Here is a 19,285-nt window from a genome sequence, read left to right on the forward strand (position 1 = left end):
GATTTCGACCCCAGCCTTACTGATGTAAAAGTATCTTCATAATTTAATCCACTATAAGTTCAATACCAGCTTTATCGGCCTTGTATTTTTTTGTTATCAGTTCATAATAATTCCAGTTCCTTTCGGCCTTTAAACCTAAAAGGTTAATAGGGGAAGGCTTTGTTGTATATGCTGCGTGCATTTAGTGAGTGCGATTAGGGACCTCACCTTTCGGGTGTACAAGCACCCTCATAATTTAATCCACTATAAGTTCAATACCGGCTAAATCGGCTTTGTATTTTGTTTTTGTTATCAGTTCATAATAATTCCAGTTCCTTTCGGCCTTTAAACCTAAAAGGTTAATAGGGGAAGGCCCTGTTGTATATGCTGAGTGCATTTAGTGAGTGTTATTAATGACCTCACCTTTCGGGTGTACAAGCACCCTCATCATTCAATTTAATCCACGATAAGTTCAATACCGGCTTTTTCGGCCTTGTATTTTATTTTGGTCATCAGTTCGTAATAATTCCAGTTCCTCAAAATAAATCCGTCTTCTTCTTTGGCTATTTCTATTTTATCTTCCTGGTTTAACAAAATGAGTGTCCCGGCTTTATGTTTGATACAAAAATCAATTAGCATTCGGCTGTAAACATGCAAGCGGTTAGCTACATAATTTTTTTCCAGTTCGTGGAATTTTTCCGTTGCTTTTGTTTTGCGTTTACGACCTTTTCCCGATCTGCAATAAGATGCACCGTTTTGTGCCCTTTTTAGAGAAGCCTGTATGGCTAACCTTCTATATAGAAACTCTTCTCGACTGCCAATACTAAGTGTTGCTTTTCCGGTTTTCACTATAATAGGATACTCCATAGATAAAGAAGCTTCTGCGATTACTTCCGGTTTCAGGCTATGCTTTTCTTTCTCAACTTCAAATACGGCTAACCAATAAATTTTTCGATTTTTCAGTTGAAGTTTAGAGGCACAAAGCTTGATTTGGCCGGCCACTACCTGTTCCAATAGGCTTCGTTTATCGGTATAATCTCTTCCTAAATAAGCTTTCATCGGAACGGAAAATAATCGAAAACAAAAGGTCTTTTTTTCTTCTTTATAACATAAGCGTTGAATACCCCTGGTTCCAAAAGGAAAGGCGATATCCCTTCTGAAATTAGCCAGGGAGCGTTCTCCACTCCTATAAGCCGATAGGTCATTACTAAAGTTTCTCATTATATTATTGTTCAGGTTAGATAAAATGTCGGTAGGAATTTCCCCTTTAAATCGATCGGATACCACCCGGTAGGTGCAGTTGATTTTTGAAAAATTGAGTATGCCGTCTTCAGCTTTTTTTTCATCCGCTAACCTGTACTTTATTCCTTCCGATAAATAAAAGAATTCCTTGATCATTTCCTGTATATACAAATGGGTTACAATGAGATTAGCCGCCCTGTAGCTTCGGTTCTGCCAGCGGTACAGCGTCTCATAAACCTCCTTTTTTTCTTCCCTGGTAGGGGCATCTACCTGCAGCTGGATCTTTCGGGTGAGTTTTATAGTATCTTTTCTCATGACTAAGCTGATTGTTGTTGTTCGTGTTTGAGCTGCATTAGCTTATAGGCAACCATAAATTCCTCGTGAACTTCCTTTTGGGAAAGGTTCAGCTCACTGGCAATATCCGCAAAGGAATATTTTTTTTCCGTACGCAGCTGTAGCACCTTTTCCTGTTCCCTGGTCATGCTACCCTGAATCTTTACCGCCAGCATCGGTTTTGGTTTAGCTTCAAGCGAACTCCCTTTATTAATGATGTTTTTAATATCCTCAATAGCACTTTTTACTTCGATACTGGTTTTGGCAGTGCTGGTTCCCATCGCCTGGGCAATGGCCTTATACTGAAAACCGTATTTTAAGCAGAGTTCAATTAGAAGCTTTCTTTCACTGCTAAGCAAGGGGAGAACACTTCGAATCCGGTCGAAAGCTTTTTGATCCGCTTCCTGGCCCTTTAGATGCTCATCTTTTTCTTCCGGATCATAGCCGTGCATATATTCCTGGTAGTTCCCGAAATAATCCAGCCTGGAGACGCTCCGCTGAAACTTGTTCCTGGGCTTGCAATAGTAATAGATACACTCAGTTTTCATCACATAACGAAGGAAAGAGTATATATGTTCTGGTTCTTCTATCCTATCCCTTTTCTTCCATAAAATGAGGAAAGTATCCTGAAGGATGTTTTCTATGACAAATTCATCCTTAATAATTTTCTTGCCGAGCCAAAAGAGGCTTCGGTTATACCTGGAATAGATTAGTTCCAAAGCATCGGGATGTCCTTGCTGTAATAATTTAAAAATACGCTGTAACATAAGCAGTCGTTATTAAGCCGGAGATAAATACCCCCAGGATTAAACTGAATTTAGCTTAAGCGAAATCTTTTTAGATATAAAGAGAAGATGGCTTTGAAAAAAATTGAGAAGAATGCCTGTTTTTTACAAACAAAAAAGGCGTGGAGACTCAACTTATGCCATCTTGGTACTGGTATACCTTGGAACGATAAGAGAGCCCACGCCTAGGTCGTGAGCATCCTTGCTTATCATCTCGTTCCTAAAATTACCAGTTTTCGATGGCGAGATTCAAAGCGAAATGCTTCTAATATTTTACTTAAAGAAGTTTCGCAAATATATTATTCTAATGCTAATATATAAAATAATTAAAATATGGACTATAGTCCATTGTTAAATTTTAAAAATAGTCGCCAATTTGCTTGTGAAACCTAGACAAATTGAATAAATTAACACAAATAGAGTTACAAATTATCTCAAGAGTAAAAGAAATCCGAAAGGAGAAAGGATTTACTCAGGAGCGATTGTCGTTATCGTTGGGTAAGGGAGTTGGTTTTATTGGAGATATCGAAGCTCCTTCAAAAAAAGCAAAATATAATATCAATCACCTTAATGAGATTGCTAAAGTTTTAGGTTGTTCTCCCAAAGATTTCTGGCCGGATATGCCTCTCTAAATAAACCATAAAAGAATTCGTTTGTTCTCTATTAACTATCTTATGAAGCTATGTTTATCCATTAAATACGTATTGTTATAAAAAGATGATACGTATGATCCAAAGAGTTTTGTGGACCCTACTCCTAAAGTATAAATTTGCTTTTCTTATAATATAATACTTTAAATGAGCTCACAGGAGTTAAAATTAGCAGGATAAAGCCAATTACAGAAGTGAAAATTTCTCAGGAGATAAATTGGAGAAATTTATTATAAGTCTTAAGATGCCTAATGTTATCTAAAAAATCCACATTAATAGTGAAATCAAAAGAACAGCTCCTAAAATATACCTTAAGGAATCCTTTCTTTCCTTCTTCCTTTTAAGTTTAATACGCATTAAATCTAATTTCTGTTTTTTCTTAGCATAACCATAATCTTCTTTATTGAGGTCTCCTCTCTCATCTAGAAATTTAATTGCTGCTAAACGTCCTACGTCTATAAGAAATTCCTTTTCAAATTTTGATAACTTAAACTTAGTAGTGCTTATAGGACTAGGATCCATAACCACAATCTTCTTTTTATGTTCACGAAGAATACCCGGTTCTTTCGATTCTAAAAACAAACTAATTAAGTCTCCAATCAGTGTTTTCTTCTTAAATTTATAGTGCTCAGAACCTAGATATAGACCAATAAAATTCGTGTCAGGAAATTCCTTTAGTAATAATTCTACAGGAAAGTTATTCAAAGTTCCTCCATCATAAATTCTTTTACCATCATCCATTTGAGGAGTAAAAAACACCGGTATAGACATACTACACCTAGCAGCAAATGCAGCACTTTTTTCATTTGAGCCTTGATCCTTTGAATCAAAAATAATCGCACTTTTATCAGAGCTACTGGCATACACTGACGTACGCGTTGGAAGGTCCTTTAATTTAACTTCATAGGCTAATTTGAGCTTATCTGCTAGTAGGCCATTCAACCAGATTATAAATGAATCCCCCTTAAAAAAGCCACTGGAAGTCAGTAAAGTATACATCCTATCAAAATATGAAGCATCCTTAAAATCATTAAAATTTTTATCAAAAAGGATTTTCTGTAATTCTTCGTGATTGTAACCTGAGCCAAGTAGAATTGCAGTTATAGCACCAGCTGAAGTTCCAGTATACCAAGTGAAATTATAAAATTTCTCTAATATTTCAATTGCCCCCACATAGGCTAATCCTTTAATGCCTCCACCTTTCATAACCAGAGCTATTTGGTCAAAACCTAAGGTATCTGATTGAATTGGAGAAAAATCCCTATTAAATTGGAAGGTTGCATTAACTAATACCTCTTTAGCTAATTTAGTAATTTTGGGATTGGAATATTTACTTTTAATTTTTTCAATCCATTCCTCTCCAAGCGTTGCATAATCGGCCAATGAATTACATCTAGGCTTAATGTTATCGTAAAAATCTGAAGTTACTTGGATTGTTATTTCTGTCAAAGATTCCTTGCTCAAATTACGGTACTATTTTGTAGTGCGTAATATGGCACAATCATACTATAATCAATTTCTACTTTATCTCCGTGCATGGTGGAAAGAATTCGAGGAATTTCCTCAATACTAGTAAAATCTCGACCAATTTTACTCCCATGGTCATCTAATATTCTATATATAGTTCGGAGCACTTCTTTTTCTTTTAAAATCATAAAAGAAATATTTAGATCTCGCATAGAAAAACCATACTTATTAGTATAGAAATAGTCCATAGTTATAGCCCTTTGGTTAGGATTATTTTCAAACCAAGTAAAAATAGCCTCAAAAATTTGAGAATATTTAGGATATTCCTTAACTAAATTCTGCAATTTTTCTTCTAACATATTTATATTCCTGTGGGCTAATTGAGGAAGGAATAATAACTTGATTCATTTCGTCTCTTCCTAAAATAATAGTTAGATCCTGAGATAATTTATCCCCGGATCCATCAGCTAGTAATTTAAAGACAACATTACTAGCCCTTCCGTCACCCTTAAGATAAGCATTTATTGCCTCTTTTCTAGATTGTTCTGATAACAAATCTAATTCGTCTTCTCCGTAAGTACTAAATGTAGCGTGTCCTTGAAGGGTATCAATAAATTTTGCACTTAGCAAGTTATAAATTTCCTTGTTATCTTCCCATTTTTCTAAAACGTTATTTATCACGTTTGATAAATCGAAGTGAGTAAACTTAGTAGGTATATTTACCGCAGGAGCTATCAATTGCTCAAATCCTCTCTTCGAAGACCTTAGGCTTGTAGGAGAATCAAAAGAAGTTCTACTTATTTTGACGGCGAGCTCCTCTTTCCCATCCCATTCTGCAATAAATACTAACCTATCCTCCTTTCTTTGATAAGTAACTATTCTGCGCCCTGTTTCTCTATCAAATTCCTCATCTTCTTTTACTTCTCTAGTTTTTTTGCCATAAAGTTTCACTAGCCAAGAGTTCTCCTTACCACGATTAGGCGCCCTAAAATCAACCCATTCTCGTTGATCCGGCATTTGCATTATTTTTGGAAATTGCGCTCTTATACCTACGGGCAGTAGTGAATTGGCAACCGATTCCCCATCATTAATCTGTTCTAAATTTGCCCCTTCAATCGGAGTATATAAATAGATATACTGATCACCATACTCTTCTGAGTCTTTTATCAGCGCCTGCACTTCTGACAATTCGATTACGCCAGCCTCAACAGCCTCAAATATATTTTCGATTTTCTCACTCTTAGAACCCGAAATTCTGATAAGTTCCCGATTTTCGTCCTTGTATTTTTGTAAAAGTGCTTTAAGATTTCTTGATATTACTCTGGAGTCTAAAACGGTGGCATAAAGCTCTTTTTCAGCTTCAGTCATAGATTACTTTTTTGATTAAGTTTCCGTATTTAATTAGAAGAGGTAGGGGTAGCTATTAAATAGGATTGCCAAATATAGTAATTCTGAGACAAACATTTTTTCAGACATTTGAGTAATTCTAGTTTTCTCAATTTTCGTTTAGACTTTAGCACACACTAATATTTTACTTTCTTACTTTTCAAGCGTAAAGCTTTTTTGGAATTTATAAGTTCTTTAAAATTGTGAAATTCTTATCTTGCCTTCCTTAACAGCAAACCCTACCTCGCTGTAAAGTGATAATGAAATACAATTAATCTACTTAAGTTATACCCAATAAATGTCTGAAGATCATAAGAAGCAATTAGAACAGCAACTCTGGAATATTGCTAATACCTTACGAGGAAAAATGAATGCCGATGAATTTAGAGACTATATCCTCGGTTTTATTTTTTATAAATATCTCTCAGAGAAAATGGATATCTATGCGAATACCATTTTAAAACCTGATGGTATTACCTACTCTAAAATTAATGAAGAAACTCAAACCGGACAGGAATATTTGAAAGCCATAAAAGAGGAAGCCTTAATAAAACTGGGGTATTTTCTGAAGCCTTCAGAATTATTTAGCGCGGTTGCTAAACGAGGAAATCATAAGGAAGTAAGCCTGGAAGATATGGCAATGGCCGCCGATCCAGAAGTGGAGTATCAAACGAAGAGCAATTTTATTTTGGAAGATTTGCAGGCTATTTTAAATAATGTGCAAAATTCCACGATGGGTACCGAAAGTGAAGAAGATTTCGATAACCTATTTGAAGACCTGGATTTAAATTCGACTAAGCTTGGTAAAACCCCGAATTCCAGAAACGAGATTATATCCAAAGTATTGGGGCATCTAAATAAAATTGATTTTAAACTTGAGCAAACCGAATTAGATGTTCTGGGTGATGCCTACGAATACCTTATAGGAAAATTTGCCAGTGGCGCTGGTAAAAAAGCAGGTGAATTCTACACACCTCAAGAGGTTAGTATGATCTTAGCTAAATTAGTAACCACGGAGAAAAAGAAATTAAAGTCCGTTTATGATCCTACTTGTGGAAGTGGGTCTTTACTACTTCGAGTAGCCAAAGAGGTAGAAGAAGTAAATGATTTTTACGGACAGGAACTTAATCGTACTACCTATAACCTGGCCAGAATGAATATGATATTGCACGGGGTGCATTACCGCAAATTCGATATCAAACAAGAAGACACCTTAGAGCACCCTCAACACCGGGGAGAGCGGTTTGAAGCTATTGTAGCCAACCCACCCTTTTCTTCGAATTGGAGTGCTAACCAGCTTTTTATGAGTGATGACCGCTTTAGCCAGTATGGCAAATTGGCTCCAAAAAGCAAGGCCGACTTCGCTTTTGTGCAACATATGGTTTATCATTTAGCTGAAAACGGGCAAATGGCAGTAGTACTCCCACATGGAGCTTTATTTAGGGGAAGTGCGGAAGGCCATATCAGAGAATACCTAATTAAAGAGAAAAACTATCTTGACGCCGTTATAGGCTTACCGGCCAATATTTTTTATGGCACCAGCATTCCTACCTGTATCGTGGTCTATAAAAAATGCCGTGAAAATCCCGATGATATTTTATTTATAGATGCTAGTGAGCACTATGATAAAGTTAAAACGCAAAACGTGCTCACCCAAGCAAACATAGATAAAATTATAAGCACTTACCGCGAACGCAAAACCGAAGACAAATACAGCTATGTGGCTCCTTTAGGCGAGGTAGCCGAAAACGATTACAACCTTAATATTCCTCGTTATGTAGATACTTTTGAAGAAGAAGAATCGGTAGATATTGGAGCCGTGGCGACAGAAATTCAAAACCTCGATACCGATCGTCGAGAAAACGATGAACTCATCGGTTCTTTTTGCAAAGAATTGAATATTAAAACACCGTTCTAAGATGCAGATAGAAAAGAAATTAGTGCCGAAGTTACGGTTTCGGGAGTTTTCTAATGATTGGGAAAGGGTTAGGTTAGGAAAGCTTGTTGAAATAAAAAGTGGTATTAGTCCTTCTTCATATAATTTTTCTGAAGATGGAAAATATCCATTTATTAAAGTAGAGGAACTTAATAACTGTGAAAAATACCAATTTCAAAGTCGCTTTTACTCCAATTCAAGTAATAATTTGATTGAATTTAATTCCATCCTTTTTCCCAAAAGAGGTGCAGCCATTTTAAATAATAAAATTAGGATTAGTTCTGTTCCTTTATTAATGGATAGTAATATGATGGCTTTAAAGTGTGATGATTCAAAACTTTATTATGAATTTTTGTACTATAAGATTATAAAAGAAAAGCTTTATAGAATTGCTGATACCTCAACTATTCCCCAATTAAATAATAAGCATATAATACCTTATAACTTATTTATTCCCACATTAGTAGAACAACAAAAAATAGCCAAATTCCTCACAGCAATTGACACCCGCATCCACAACCTGGAGAAAAAGAAAGACCTTTTAGAACAATACAAAAGAGGTGTAATACAAAAAATCTTTAAACAGGAACTGAGGTTTAAAAATGGTGATGGGAAGGATTTTCCAGAATGGAAGTATCTTCAGTTGGGTAAATTAACTACTAAAACGGGGAAGAAAAATAAAGAGAATATAAATTACCCCATTTATTCCATCAATAACAAAGAAGGATTTTTACCGCAAGGAGAGCAATTTGATGGGATGGATAGCAATGAAAGGGGATACGATATAAGCCTTTATAAAGTTATCAAGAAAAATACATTTGCCTATAACCCTGCAAGGATTAATGTCGGTTCAATTGGTTTTAGTGGAAAATTGGATGATATTATAGTTAGTTCCTTATATGTCTGCTTCAAAACAAAAGAAGCTTTAGAAGACAGATATTTGAAGCAATATCTTAATACCTTTCAATTTAATAAAGATGTTTTGAGGTTTAGTGAAGGAGGCGTTAGACAATATTTGTTTTTTGAGAATTTTTCAAAAATTAAAATTCCATTGCCAAATAGAATGGAACAATTAAAAATAGCATCTTTCGTAGAGACCCTTGACAAAAAAATAGCATTAATCACCCAACAAATAGAGCAGAGTAAATCCTATAGAAAAGCCTTGCTACAGCAAATGTTTGTATAGAAATAAAACAATGTAACACTGATGTAACTAAGCGTTAATTTATTACTGTAAACCCCAGTAAAATAGGAGCTTTTAGATGTAACAAATAAGTAACTGTATTATGAACGAAGAAGATATTAATCAATTAATTAATGAATTGCAGGCGTTACCTAAGGAGAGTGAGTGGGTTGAATTTAAAGGTGACAATTGGAATCCTGAAAAATTAGGTTCTAATATTTCGGCATTATCTAATGCTGCATTATTGGAAGGTAAAAGGTATGGTTATATTGTTTACGGGATTGAAGATAAAACTCATACGATAAAAGGAACTAATTTTGACCCTGATAAAACTAAAATTAAAGGCCAGGAAATAGAGAATTATATCTCAACACAGTTACAGCCTCGTACTACTTTTACTGTTATTAAACATAAAATTGATGATTTGAATATTGTTATTTTTCAAATCCAGACTCCCATTGGACATCCCTTGCGTTATAAAGGTGTTGCCTATATACGGGTTGGTAGCTACACTAAAGAATTGAAAGACCATTCAGATAGGGAATCCCGTCTATGGAGGAAATTAAATAAAGAAGTTTTTGAAAAAAATTTAGCTACTCCCTATATGCATTCCACTGATGCTTTAACTAAAATAGGTTTTGTTCAGGTCTTTCAGATGCTAGGTATTCCTTTGCCGGAGAGTAGAGAGGCTATTTTTGAAAAACTGGTGGAAGAAAAATTACTAAATCTTAGGTTAAAAAAGTACGCAATAACTAATCTCGGGGCGATTTTATTCGCTAATGACTTGAACGATTTTCAGGAAATAGGTCGAAAAGCTCCAAGGGTGATTATTTATAAAGGAAAAAACAAACTTGAAACCATCAAGGAGCAGGAAGGTAAGAAAGGATACGCAATTGGTTTTGAAGGCATGATTAATTTTATAAATGATCAACTTCCTACTAATGAGGAAATAGGTAGAGTTTTTCGTAAAGAGGTTAAAATGTTTCCTGAATTGGCTATAAGAGAGCTTGTTGCCAACGCGTTAATACATCAGGATTTTAGTATTAGTGGTACTGGTGTTATGATAGAAATATATTCTGACCGTATTGAAATTACGAACCCTGGTAAACCGATGATAGATACCAACCGCTTCATAGATCACAGCCCTGAAAGTAGAAATGAAGCTCTGGCTAGATTTATGAGAAGGCTGAAAATTTGCGAAGAGAGAGGAAGCGGTATAGATAAAGTAATTTATCAAGCTGAAACCTATCAATTACCAGCGCCTGAATTCATAAATGGAGATAATTATACCCGTGTTAAATTGTTTGCAACAAAATCTTTACGCCAAATGACTAAAAAGGATAAAGTAAGAGCAACTTACCAACACTGTGTTTTAAAATATCTGTCAAATGAATATATGTCAAATTCCTCCTTAAGGCAGCGCTTTGGCATCGATGATAAGAATTACCCCCAGGCATCTAGAATTATTAAACAAACCATTGAAGATGGACTTATAACTGAACATGAAAACTCCAAAACATATATTCCGTATTGGGCACAATAATGATGTAATTAATATGTGACTAAAGTCAACCGGAATACCGTTAAAATGTTAATTGTCAATTTAATACAATGTAACGTTCATGTAACTAAACAAATATATGGCTACCCAATCAGAGCAAATCCTAGAAAATAAATTAGTCGATCAATTACAAAGCCTGGGGTATAAAAAGGTAATAATACCCAATGAGGATGCATTAATAGCGAACCTTAAAACCCAATTAGAGAAACATAATAATGTAAGTTTTTCGGATGATGAATTTTCCCGGGTTTTAAATATTCTAAGCAAAGGTTCTGTTTTTGAAAAAGCTAAAACACTTAGGGAAAAGCAGCATATTGTTCGTGATAATGGGGATAATCTCTACTTCGAATTCTTAAACACCATTCATTGGTGTCAAAATCAGTATCAGGTTACCCACCAGGTTACCATAGATGGGAATTACAAGAACCGCTATGATGTAAGCTTGTTGGTCAATGGGCTGCCCCTGGTGCAAATCGAATTAAAAAGAAGGGGGCTGGAGATGAAAGAAGCCTTTAATCAGGTGAATCGTTATCAGCGACATTCTTTTGGGAGTAATTCGGCACTCTACCAATATGTTCAAATTTTCATTATAAGTAACGGGGTTAATACCAAATACTACGCAAACAACAGGCATCAGTCTTTCAAGCAAACTTTCTATTGGTCCAATAAAGAAAATAAACGACTCACCAATATCCTTAACGGTTTTACTAGTGAATTTTTAGAGCCTTGTCATCTCTCGAAAATGATATGTAAGTATATCGTTTTAAATGAAACCAATAAAATTTTAATGGTGTTAAGGCCTTATCAGTTTTATGCTGTAGAGGCAATGATAGATAAGGTAAAAAACAGTACCCATAACGGTTATATTTGGCATACCACCGGTTCGGGGAAAACACTGACTTCCTTTAAAGCCAGCCAGATCATTATGCAAATGCCGCAGGTGAAAAAAGTGGTGTTTGTGGTAGATAGGAAGGATCTGGATTATCAAACTACCAAAGAGTTCAATTCCTTTTCAAAGGGTAGCATTGATGGAACAGATAACACAAAGGCGCTGGTAGATCAGTTTGCAGATGATACTAAATTGATCGTTACTACAATTCAGAAATTAAATACCGCCATCAGTAAGAAACGCTATTTGGAAAAAATGCAAAATCTGCAAGATGAGCCAATAGTCTTTATTTTTGATGAATGCCACCGTAGTCAGTTTGGTGATACCCATAATCGTATAAAAACCTTCTTCAATAATCACCAGATGTTTGGTTTTACCGGTACGCCAATTTTTGCCGATAATGCAGCCAAAAATGACTTAGGTAAGCGAACAACGAAAGATCTTTTTGGAGTTTGCCTGCACAAATATGTTATCACCGATGCTATTAAAGATGAGAACGTGCTCAAATTTGCTGTAGAATACGTGGGGAAGTTTAGGCAAAAAGATAGCGCCACCGAAATAGATGTGGAGGTTGAAGATATAGACCGCAAGGAACTTATGGAGTCTACGGAACGAATAGACAAAATTGTAGATTACATAATTGCAAATCACCATAGAAAAACCCATAGTCGTGAATTTACTGCTATGTTATGTGTAAGCAGTACTGATATACTGGTTAAATATTATGACTTTTTCCGCAAGAAAAAGGAGGAGGGAAAACATAATTTAAAAATAGCGACAATTTTCAGTTATGTTGCAAATGAAGAGGATGCTGACGCAAATGGTTTTATTCCGGAAGAGGTTTCGGTAGTAGAAGAGGCTCCTGTGCTTTATGGTTTACATCAGCACAAACGAGATAAATTAGAAAGTTATATTGGTGATTATAACCAAATGTTTGGTTCTAATTTCTCCACTAGGGATAGCCAGTCTTTTTATAATTATTACAATGATATCTCGAAGAAGGTAAAAGATCGTAAGATTGATATTCTCTTGGTAGTAAATATGTTTCTTACCGGTTTTGATAGCCCAGCTCTTAATACTTTATATGTAGATAAAAATCTTCGATATCACGGATTGATTCAGGCCTATTCCAGAACCAATCGAATTATAAATGAACAGAAATCCCAGGGGGAAATTGTAGTATTTCGCAATCTTAAAAAAGTTACCGACGAGGCTATTACGCTTTTTAGCAATAAAGAGGCGATAGAGGAGATTATAATGAAGCCCTACGAGGATTACATTAAGAAATTCAATGAAGCATATATCAATCTTTTGAAAATTACCCCTACTGTTAAAAGTGTTGATAATCTTGTAAGCGAAGAGGATGAATTGGAGTTCATAAAAGCCTTTCGGGAAGTAATGCGACTTAAGAATACTATGGGCACCTTTGCTGATTTTGATTGGGAAGACCTGGCGATGAATGCCCAACAGTTTGAGGATTATAAAAGTAAGTATCTTGACCTGCACGATAAAGTAAAAACCGATCATAGCAAAGAAAAGGTATCTATTTTGGAAGATGTAGACTTTGAACTAGAATTAATTCATCGGGATGAAATAAACGTCACATATATTCTGAAATTACTGGCGGACCTAAAAAACACCAAAGAATCTGACAAACAGCGGAAAAAGAAGGAAGTAGTGGATCTAATTGCGGGTGAAACTAATCTAAGAAGCAAAAGAGAACTCATTGAAAAATTCATCGAAGAAAACTTACCGCGGGTAACCGATACTGATGAAATTCCGGAAGAATTTGAACAATTCTGGTCTGATGAACAACAAAAGGCATTTAATAAACTAGTAAAGGATGAGAATTTAGATAAAGAAAAAACCCAGAAACTTATCGAAGATTATCTTTTTGCTGAAAGAGAGCCTTTAAGGGATGAATTATTAAATTTACTAGAAGCCGAAAAACCATCGGTACTGCAGCGTAAAAAAATAGGGGATAGGTTGCTCAAAAAAATTATAGGCTTTGTTGAAACCTTTATTAATGGGATGGGTAATTAGGTCTGAGAGAATTATTTAATTAAGATTTAAAGTGTAGCTAAACATAAAACTATTTAAGGCATGCAAACCTTTTTTACCCTTAGTTCCAAACAAGCCAAGGACTTTGACAAACCATTATATGTAAATGCCCGGGATTTATTAAGGGACGCGAGTCTTTTGGTTGATAAAAACAATTCTTATAATCGTGCGACTTCCCTACTGGTTTTAAGCCTGGAAGAGTTGGTTAAAGCCATTTTAGTAAAAATGCACAGTGAATCCTTGCAAGTATATGATTTAAAGGATGCTAAATTTTTTTTTAGTCAGCATAAGATACGCCACCAGGTCGCCCAACTACTAGAGATGGGTTATGCCTTTTATGAAGCTGTAGAGAAATGGCAGAAAAAAGGCAGAAAAGGCCCACTTCAAAGTGCAGGAAAACTATTACAGGTTTTATTGATCGCAATCAGTACAAATGAGCGAATAAAAAAATTGAAAAAATTCAACGATTACAAAAACAATGGATTCTATGTAGGATATAGAGACAGGCTTTTAGATCCAAAACAGGAGATTGGAGAATCAGAATTTTATGAAGTTAAAGAAGCCTGGCAACGATGTAGGCATTTTTACAAACTGCTCTGTATAATTTATCATCCTAAATTAGAAAACCATCTATCTAGGAATAGGATCAATGAAATACACGGAGATCTTGAGTTATTTATAAACGAAGCAATGAGCGAATATTCCTTTTCTTTAAAATAATAAAACAATTATGCATTCAATTAAATACCAACGTAAATTAATAGGTGTAGAAAAGAAATTGGGCTTTCTTTATGTTCCTGCCGAGGCAAGAGCAATGCTGCCGAATGAAAATGCAGAAATTAAGGTTCTCTTCCAAGGAGCCCTAAAACCTAAAATCAAAAAATATAATGCTGACCATAACAGGATTTTTGGACTTACTCCTTTTTATAAAAAGCATAATTTAAGTACAGGAGACATTGTATCAGTTGAAGTATCAGAAGAAGATGTCGAAATTACACTAGAGGAGGTTGAGAAAATAGAAGATTCTCAAGAGAAAGAAGACGAAAATTTTATTGATGTTTCCGGTTTGTCTTCTCAATCTAAGGGAAATATCGGAGAAGATAGGATTAAAGAAATCATACTTCTTTATAGCCAGGGTCTCTTAAATGTATATAAACCTGTTATAGATGACAGAGGAATTGACCTTATAGTTCTCAAAGAAAAAATATATAACCCTATCTATATTCAGGTAAAAACTAGGTTTAATGTTCATAAACGAAATAGGTTAATCCTAACAATTAACGGCAATACCTTTAAGCCGCATCATTCCTATTATGTGATTGGGCTTGTGTTCAATCAGGAAAAGATGGAAATGGATGAAAATATTCTATTCATTCCTTCAAAGGAAATCCCTGACTTGGCAAGTCAATTAAGCGATGGCAGTTGGAGAGTAACTGTATCCTTAACTAATGGGAAGACTACGGGCAAATACAAAAAGTATTTCGTAACCAAAGAGGAATTGGTGAATAAGTTATTAGAACGGATTGATTTGGTAAATGAGATCGTGAATTGAAGGTTCATTAAGGTAAATTATCTAATATAAATAAATACAAGTTTTAGGGACTGAAAAATAAAAATCGTTAATTGAAGATCTCAGTGTTTTGCACAAACCGGGAGTCTCGAATCAGTGTTTTTTTTGATCATTCCACGATAGGAAAGGTTTAAGAAGTTAGGAAAGAAAACTATCAGTATTATTTAGTCGGCTTTATTTTAATGTATGTTCACTCCAATTGAGTATTCAGTGGCACTGAACATTTTAAAAAAGGAACGCCGAGTAAAATGGTTTAACGAATTTATCTTAATTTGATATTTTTTAGAGTATGGGGGAATTACTTTGAATCCTAAAAGGGATTCTTCGGGAAGATAAAGAATATTTTATTCAAAAATTGAACCAATTGCTCTTCAATTATTATTCCGGTCGAGTAAAACTTATATTATTATTAAATTAAATACAGTTGTGGTTGTAATCTGCCATGTATTTTAGAGAAGGTTACAAAAATTTTTATTTTTATTGTGTCTGTATATCATAAAATGAGTTTGAAATTTAACCAATGCTTGAAAAAAGTCAAAAATAAACCACTAGTCATTATTGGTTCAGTTATAATTGTTTTTTTATTCGGGCTCATTAGTAATATCAATGAATTGGCCACTTTCTATGATAATATTGATAGATATTTAGGTGGAGATGTCAATAAATTTGATAAAAATGAAAAAGAGCTAAATATTTTAATATTTCCGTTTAAAAACTATAGTGGTAAAACAGGGAGTAATATATCGTTCCGGATTTATGAAATGATAAATGATATTAAAAATAGGGAGAATTTAGAAAATCTAAATATAAAATTTTATAGTGAGAGTATACTGTATAAAAATAACGACCAATTGCAGAAGATTGGTAAAGAATTGAATGCAGATTTTATTGTCTCTGGTTCGTATGAGATATCAGAAAATTGCAATTCATCGATATGTATTTACGATTTCTCATTTATTAATGTAAAGAAAAGTAATAAAATAACCGATAAAGCGAATTTCAATTCAATTCTTGAGAATGAAAAGGATATAATCAAGCCATTAGAATTTTATATTTATTATTATTTAGGTCTTATTGAATTATTTAATGGGGGTGATCCGAATAAGGCCATTAATTTATTGGAAAAGGCCAGAATATATACTAAAAATAATTATCTAAAATTTATTGTAGGTACATATTCTATGATCTTAAAATATCATAAACATCGAAGTCGTGATCTTTTAAATTTGAATCCTCAGGAAGCAGGATTGGATTTGACAAAAAGTACTTATGGTCTTAAAAAAGATAGTCCAATTTTTGTAAATGGATTTTTAAATGCAAGTTTTTATTTAAATAGTTTAAAATTTAATGGTGAATATATTAAGTGGGAACAATACGGTGCTATAACAGACTCTCTATCACCTAAAAATAAAAAAGCGGTTATTAACATCGCAAAAATATACTCTAATTCAGATAAGTATTTAGGACTAATTTACATTTTTATGGATAGTTCAAAAAGTTATTATTTGTCACCGAAATCCTATATTTTTGATCCTTTATATAGAGACCCTCAGGAGATGATTTTTGAATCAATAAGAAAAAAGGACTCTCTCCAGTCTTTTCCAGGAATAGATTATGAAATATATGAGCATGGAGTTATTTTCAAATAGATTAGCAAAACTATGTTTTCTCAAATCACGCAAGGCAACTACTAGGAAAAGGAAATAAGGAAAAGACAGCCTTTTTCAGGGTTTAAAGTATGGTGTCTATTTTATGCAGAAATACTTAGTGGGTGTATGCAGGCAAGTATCACTAAACAATAACCTTTCCATAGTGTTTTTCATTCTCGAGCATTTTTACGCCTAGAATACTGCGCAGATATCTATAACATCTCCAAAGTTCTGGCATATAACCACCCTAATTTAGGCAAAGATTGGAGATAATAAAATGAAGCAGCTAACTTGATTCTTGAACTCCAATATAATAATTCGTAATTTTTGGAGATCGTATTGATCGAGGAAATATATCCCTAAATTGTAATATTAACTAGCGGCGTTTATATTTTTTAATTGGATATACTGGACTAAGCTGCCCCCTAACAGTCTAAATTTAGCGTGCTGTCGTTTTGGCGAATGCTGATCCCCCTTAGAAAAAGAAGATAGCTGAATTTTTAAATTATTCTGAGGACTATCTCATAAATTGTGTAAATAGAAAAATAACAGGGGTCGCGACCCCTGTTATTTTTTTACCTTTTAAGATTCAATACCATTATGTTGTAATTCTTTTTTCAGCGCTATCAGCATATCATATTTGTATTTACTCTCCAAAGAAATCAACAATATTGGCTGTAATGAAACAAATTTGACCATTATATTTCATACCCAAAATGCAGAAGTAATTCTGGATTTTTTCTAATATTTCAGGATTATTGACTATTTCGGAGTGATGACGCCACCTGTTTCGGTCAAATTGCGCCACTTTGAAAGATCTTACAATTTGATGAGACTAGTACCAGGTGTCATAATTACTGTAGCAATAATTCACTGGCTTCATCCAATATGGCAGTATCGAGTTCTTTAAGATAAGCTTTGGTGGTTTTTATATCCTGGTGACCCAGGGATTCACTTATGATGTCTGTTCCCGCTCCTTTTTGTTTTAAGCAATTGGCGAAGCTATGTCTGGCAACATAGCTAGTAATGGGTTTATCAATTCCGGCAAGACTTCCTAATTCCTTTAAATCCTTATTAAATTTGCTCAGGGTTTTTCTTTTTCTATCGTTTAATTGAGTGGGGGTGAGGTTTTCCCTAAGGAGTATAGGAAAAATGTACGGTCTTTTATTTTTGCGGTAATAGTCAAGTATGTTTTTTACCGGTGGCATAATTTTTATAATGAAGTTTCCTTTGGTTTTGGCTCGCGTGTAATGAATTCTGTCGCCGGAAACATTTTCCCACTTTAGTCTCATCATATCGGCGAAATTCATTCCCCTGGTATAAAAGCTAAAAATAAAATAATTTCTACTGTTGATTAGATGAGGCTTATCACTCAAATCTAAATTTTGAAGGTTATGAACTTCTTCAATGTTCAGGGCTTTTTTAATTGCTTTACCTTTTAGTTTGGATATTTTATAGTGTTTAAAAGGGTAAAGTTTTTCGTCTATTATTCCCCTTTTTATTGCCACGTTGAAAATAGCCCGTATAGCTCGCATTTTCACTCCAATACCTCCACCAGTTCCGCCTTTATTGCGAAGATATACTTCATATTTATCTAAAAAGGTAGGGGTCACTTCGTAAAAATGTAAAGACTTTTGTTTTGCGAATTTCTGTATTGAATTCTTAGTATGGTGATAAATGGCTGCATTGCTCATTCTCCCTGCCGCTTTAAATTCATCAATTTGCTCCTGCCAAAATGAAAGTATATTTGAAGCTTCTGGATTTGATTGTATCCTAAACTTTCTTTCAAAATCATTCAGGGTATAGAAATCCTGGTTCATTTCCAGTTCACTAATTACTTCTAAAGCACGATCTTCAAACTTCCCTATTAATCGATTTGACTTAAGTTGCTGAGTATATTTTTTGTTAAATCTTCCTAACTTAGAATCCCATTCATTTAAATTAGCTTCGAATGGAGTTCCGAAGAATTTAGATTTACGATCTTTGGTAACCCTCAAAAGAACTGGGTATTTTCCGTTTCTAAGTGCAGTTTTTCGAAGTATGGTTTTGATTGAAGCCATAGTTTTATCTTTAGATTACCATCCATTTCATGTACAACATATGTACAACAAATTGACAATTAAAGGTAATTTAAAGAAACCAAAATAAAAATAAATATTCATAAAAAGTTGATAATCAGTTAAATGAAAATAAATGAAAGTTACGGGTAAGCAATTTCTGACTTCTCATAATCAAGGGGTCCCTGGTTCGAGCCCAGGTGGGACCACCAACAAAATCAGAGGCTGTCTGAAAAGGCAGCCTTTCTTGTTGGATTATTTTGAGGTTTTTATTATTTTCATGTAATGAAAGCTAAAGTTGTATTTAAGACCTATAACCAGTCGCAGTTAAGTCTTTTACCTCCCAGTTATGATGATTTGGTTCCTGTAAATCATCCCGTTAGAATCGTCAATACGATTATTGATCAAATCGACATCGCTGACCTGGAGCGAAGTTACAAAGGAGGTGGTACTTCCAGTTACCATCCTCGGATGCTTCTTAAGGTGATCATCTATGCGTACCTGCGCAATATGTATTCCTCTCGTAAGATAGAACAG

At 34.4% G+C, this 19,285-nt stretch carries 16 protein-coding genes; 9 read left to right on the forward strand and 7 right to left on the reverse strand.

The window, feature by feature from the left end; translation table 11 throughout:
* Positions 1–235: 235 nt before the first annotated feature.
* From BM084_RS19245 to BM084_RS18425, 3 genes are read right to left on the reverse strand one after another with little or no spacing between them, the layout of a single operon-like run.
* Positions 236–376: a hypothetical protein gene (locus BM084_RS19245; RefSeq protein ID WP_177195733.1), complete on the reverse strand. Its 141-nt coding sequence runs from the start codon at positions 374–376 to the stop codon at positions 236–238.
* A gap of 59 nt (positions 377–435) precedes the next feature.
* Positions 436–1,536 (reverse strand): hypothetical protein, encoded by a 1,101-nt coding sequence (locus tag BM084_RS18420; protein ID WP_093306551.1) that lies wholly within the window; start codon positions 1,534–1,536, stop codon positions 436–438.
* 2 nt (positions 1,537–1,538) lie between these two features.
* Positions 1,539–2,321, reverse strand: a complete 783-nt coding sequence (locus BM084_RS18425) for an RNA polymerase sigma factor (protein WP_093306553.1) — start codon at positions 2,319–2,321, stop codon at positions 1,539–1,541.
* Positions 2,322–2,737: 416 nt separating this feature from the next.
* On the opposite strand from BM084_RS18425, the gene BM084_RS18430 reads away from it, so the two are divergent.
* Entirely contained in the window at positions 2,738–2,971 is a 234-nt protein-coding gene (locus BM084_RS18430; RefSeq protein WP_093306555.1) for a helix-turn-helix domain-containing protein, read from the forward strand.
* A 276-nt stretch (positions 2,972–3,247) separates the two neighbouring features.
* Here the strand turns inward: BM084_RS18430 and BM084_RS18435 are convergent, their stop codons facing one another.
* Genes BM084_RS18435 through BM084_RS18445 form a run of 3 tightly spaced genes read right to left on the reverse strand, consistent with a single transcriptional unit; the run spans position 3,248 to position 5,824 of the window.
* A complete protein-coding gene (locus tag BM084_RS18435) occupies positions 3,248–4,453 on the reverse strand; it encodes a patatin-like phospholipase family protein (protein WP_143083690.1) in 1,206 nt (401 codons plus the stop codon).
* The gene (locus BM084_RS18440; protein WP_093306559.1) at positions 4,450–4,815 is read right to left on the reverse strand and encodes a hypothetical protein; all 366 of its coding nucleotides are present in this window, start codon (positions 4,813–4,815) and stop codon (positions 4,450–4,452) included. The genes BM084_RS18435 and BM084_RS18440 overlap by 4 nt, the downstream gene beginning before the upstream one ends.
* Positions 4,784–5,824 (reverse strand): hypothetical protein, encoded by a 1,041-nt coding sequence (locus BM084_RS18445; RefSeq protein ID WP_093306561.1) that lies wholly within the window; start codon positions 5,822–5,824, stop codon positions 4,784–4,786. Before BM084_RS18445 ends, BM084_RS18440 begins: the two co-directional genes overlap by 32 nt.
* A 316-nt stretch (positions 5,825–6,140) precedes the next feature.
* On the opposite strand from BM084_RS18445, the gene BM084_RS18450 reads away from it, so the two are divergent.
* The 7 genes from BM084_RS18450 (at position 6,141) to BM084_RS18480 (ending at position 16,691) form a co-directional block, all read left to right on the forward strand.
* A complete protein-coding gene (locus tag BM084_RS18450; protein ID WP_093306564.1) occupies positions 6,141–7,760 on the forward strand; it encodes a type I restriction-modification system subunit M in 1,620 nt (539 codons plus the stop codon).
* Position 7,761: 1 nt separating this feature from the next.
* Positions 7,762–8,964: a restriction endonuclease subunit S gene (locus BM084_RS18455; protein ID WP_093306566.1), complete on the forward strand. Its 1,203-nt coding sequence runs from the start codon at positions 7,762–7,764 to the stop codon at positions 8,962–8,964.
* A gap of 100 nt (positions 8,965–9,064) precedes the next feature.
* Complete coding sequence (locus BM084_RS18460) at positions 9,065–10,504, forward strand: ATP-binding protein (protein ID WP_093306567.1); 1,440 nt, start codon at positions 9,065–9,067, stop codon at positions 10,502–10,504.
* A gap of 97 nt (positions 10,505–10,601) precedes the next feature.
* Positions 10,602–13,454 (forward strand): type I restriction endonuclease subunit R, encoded by a 2,853-nt coding sequence (locus BM084_RS18465; RefSeq protein ID WP_093306569.1) that lies wholly within the window; start codon positions 10,602–10,604, stop codon positions 13,452–13,454.
* A gap of 60 nt (positions 13,455–13,514) precedes the next feature.
* Complete coding sequence (locus BM084_RS18470) at positions 13,515–14,192, forward strand: AbiV family abortive infection protein (protein WP_093306571.1); 678 nt, start codon at positions 13,515–13,517, stop codon at positions 14,190–14,192.
* A gap of 10 nt (positions 14,193–14,202) precedes the next feature.
* Positions 14,203–15,024 (forward strand): hypothetical protein, encoded by an 822-nt coding sequence (locus BM084_RS18475; RefSeq protein WP_093306573.1) that lies wholly within the window; start codon positions 14,203–14,205, stop codon positions 15,022–15,024.
* A gap of 542 nt (positions 15,025–15,566) precedes the next feature.
* The gene (locus BM084_RS18480; protein WP_143083691.1) at positions 15,567–16,691 is read left to right on the forward strand and encodes a hypothetical protein; all 1,125 of its coding nucleotides are present in this window, start codon (positions 15,567–15,569) and stop codon (positions 16,689–16,691) included.
* An 854-nt stretch (positions 16,692–17,545) separates the two neighbouring features.
* Here BM084_RS18480 and BM084_RS18485 read toward each other — a convergent pair.
* Complete coding sequence (locus BM084_RS18485; RefSeq protein WP_093306576.1) at positions 17,546–18,751, reverse strand: site-specific integrase; 1,206 nt, start codon at positions 18,749–18,751, stop codon at positions 17,546–17,548.
* Between the two features lie 282 nt (positions 18,752–19,033).
* On the opposite strand from BM084_RS18485, the gene BM084_RS18490 reads away from it, so the two are divergent.
* Positions 19,034–19,285: transposase (locus tag BM084_RS18490; RefSeq protein WP_143083692.1), on the forward strand; the 252-nt coding region annotated here is incomplete at its 3' end.

Origin of the sequence: Salegentibacter agarivorans (assembly GCF_900113135.1) — a bacterium.
GTDB classification, from domain to species: Bacteria; Bacteroidota; Bacteroidia; order Flavobacteriales; family Flavobacteriaceae; genus Salegentibacter; species Salegentibacter agarivorans.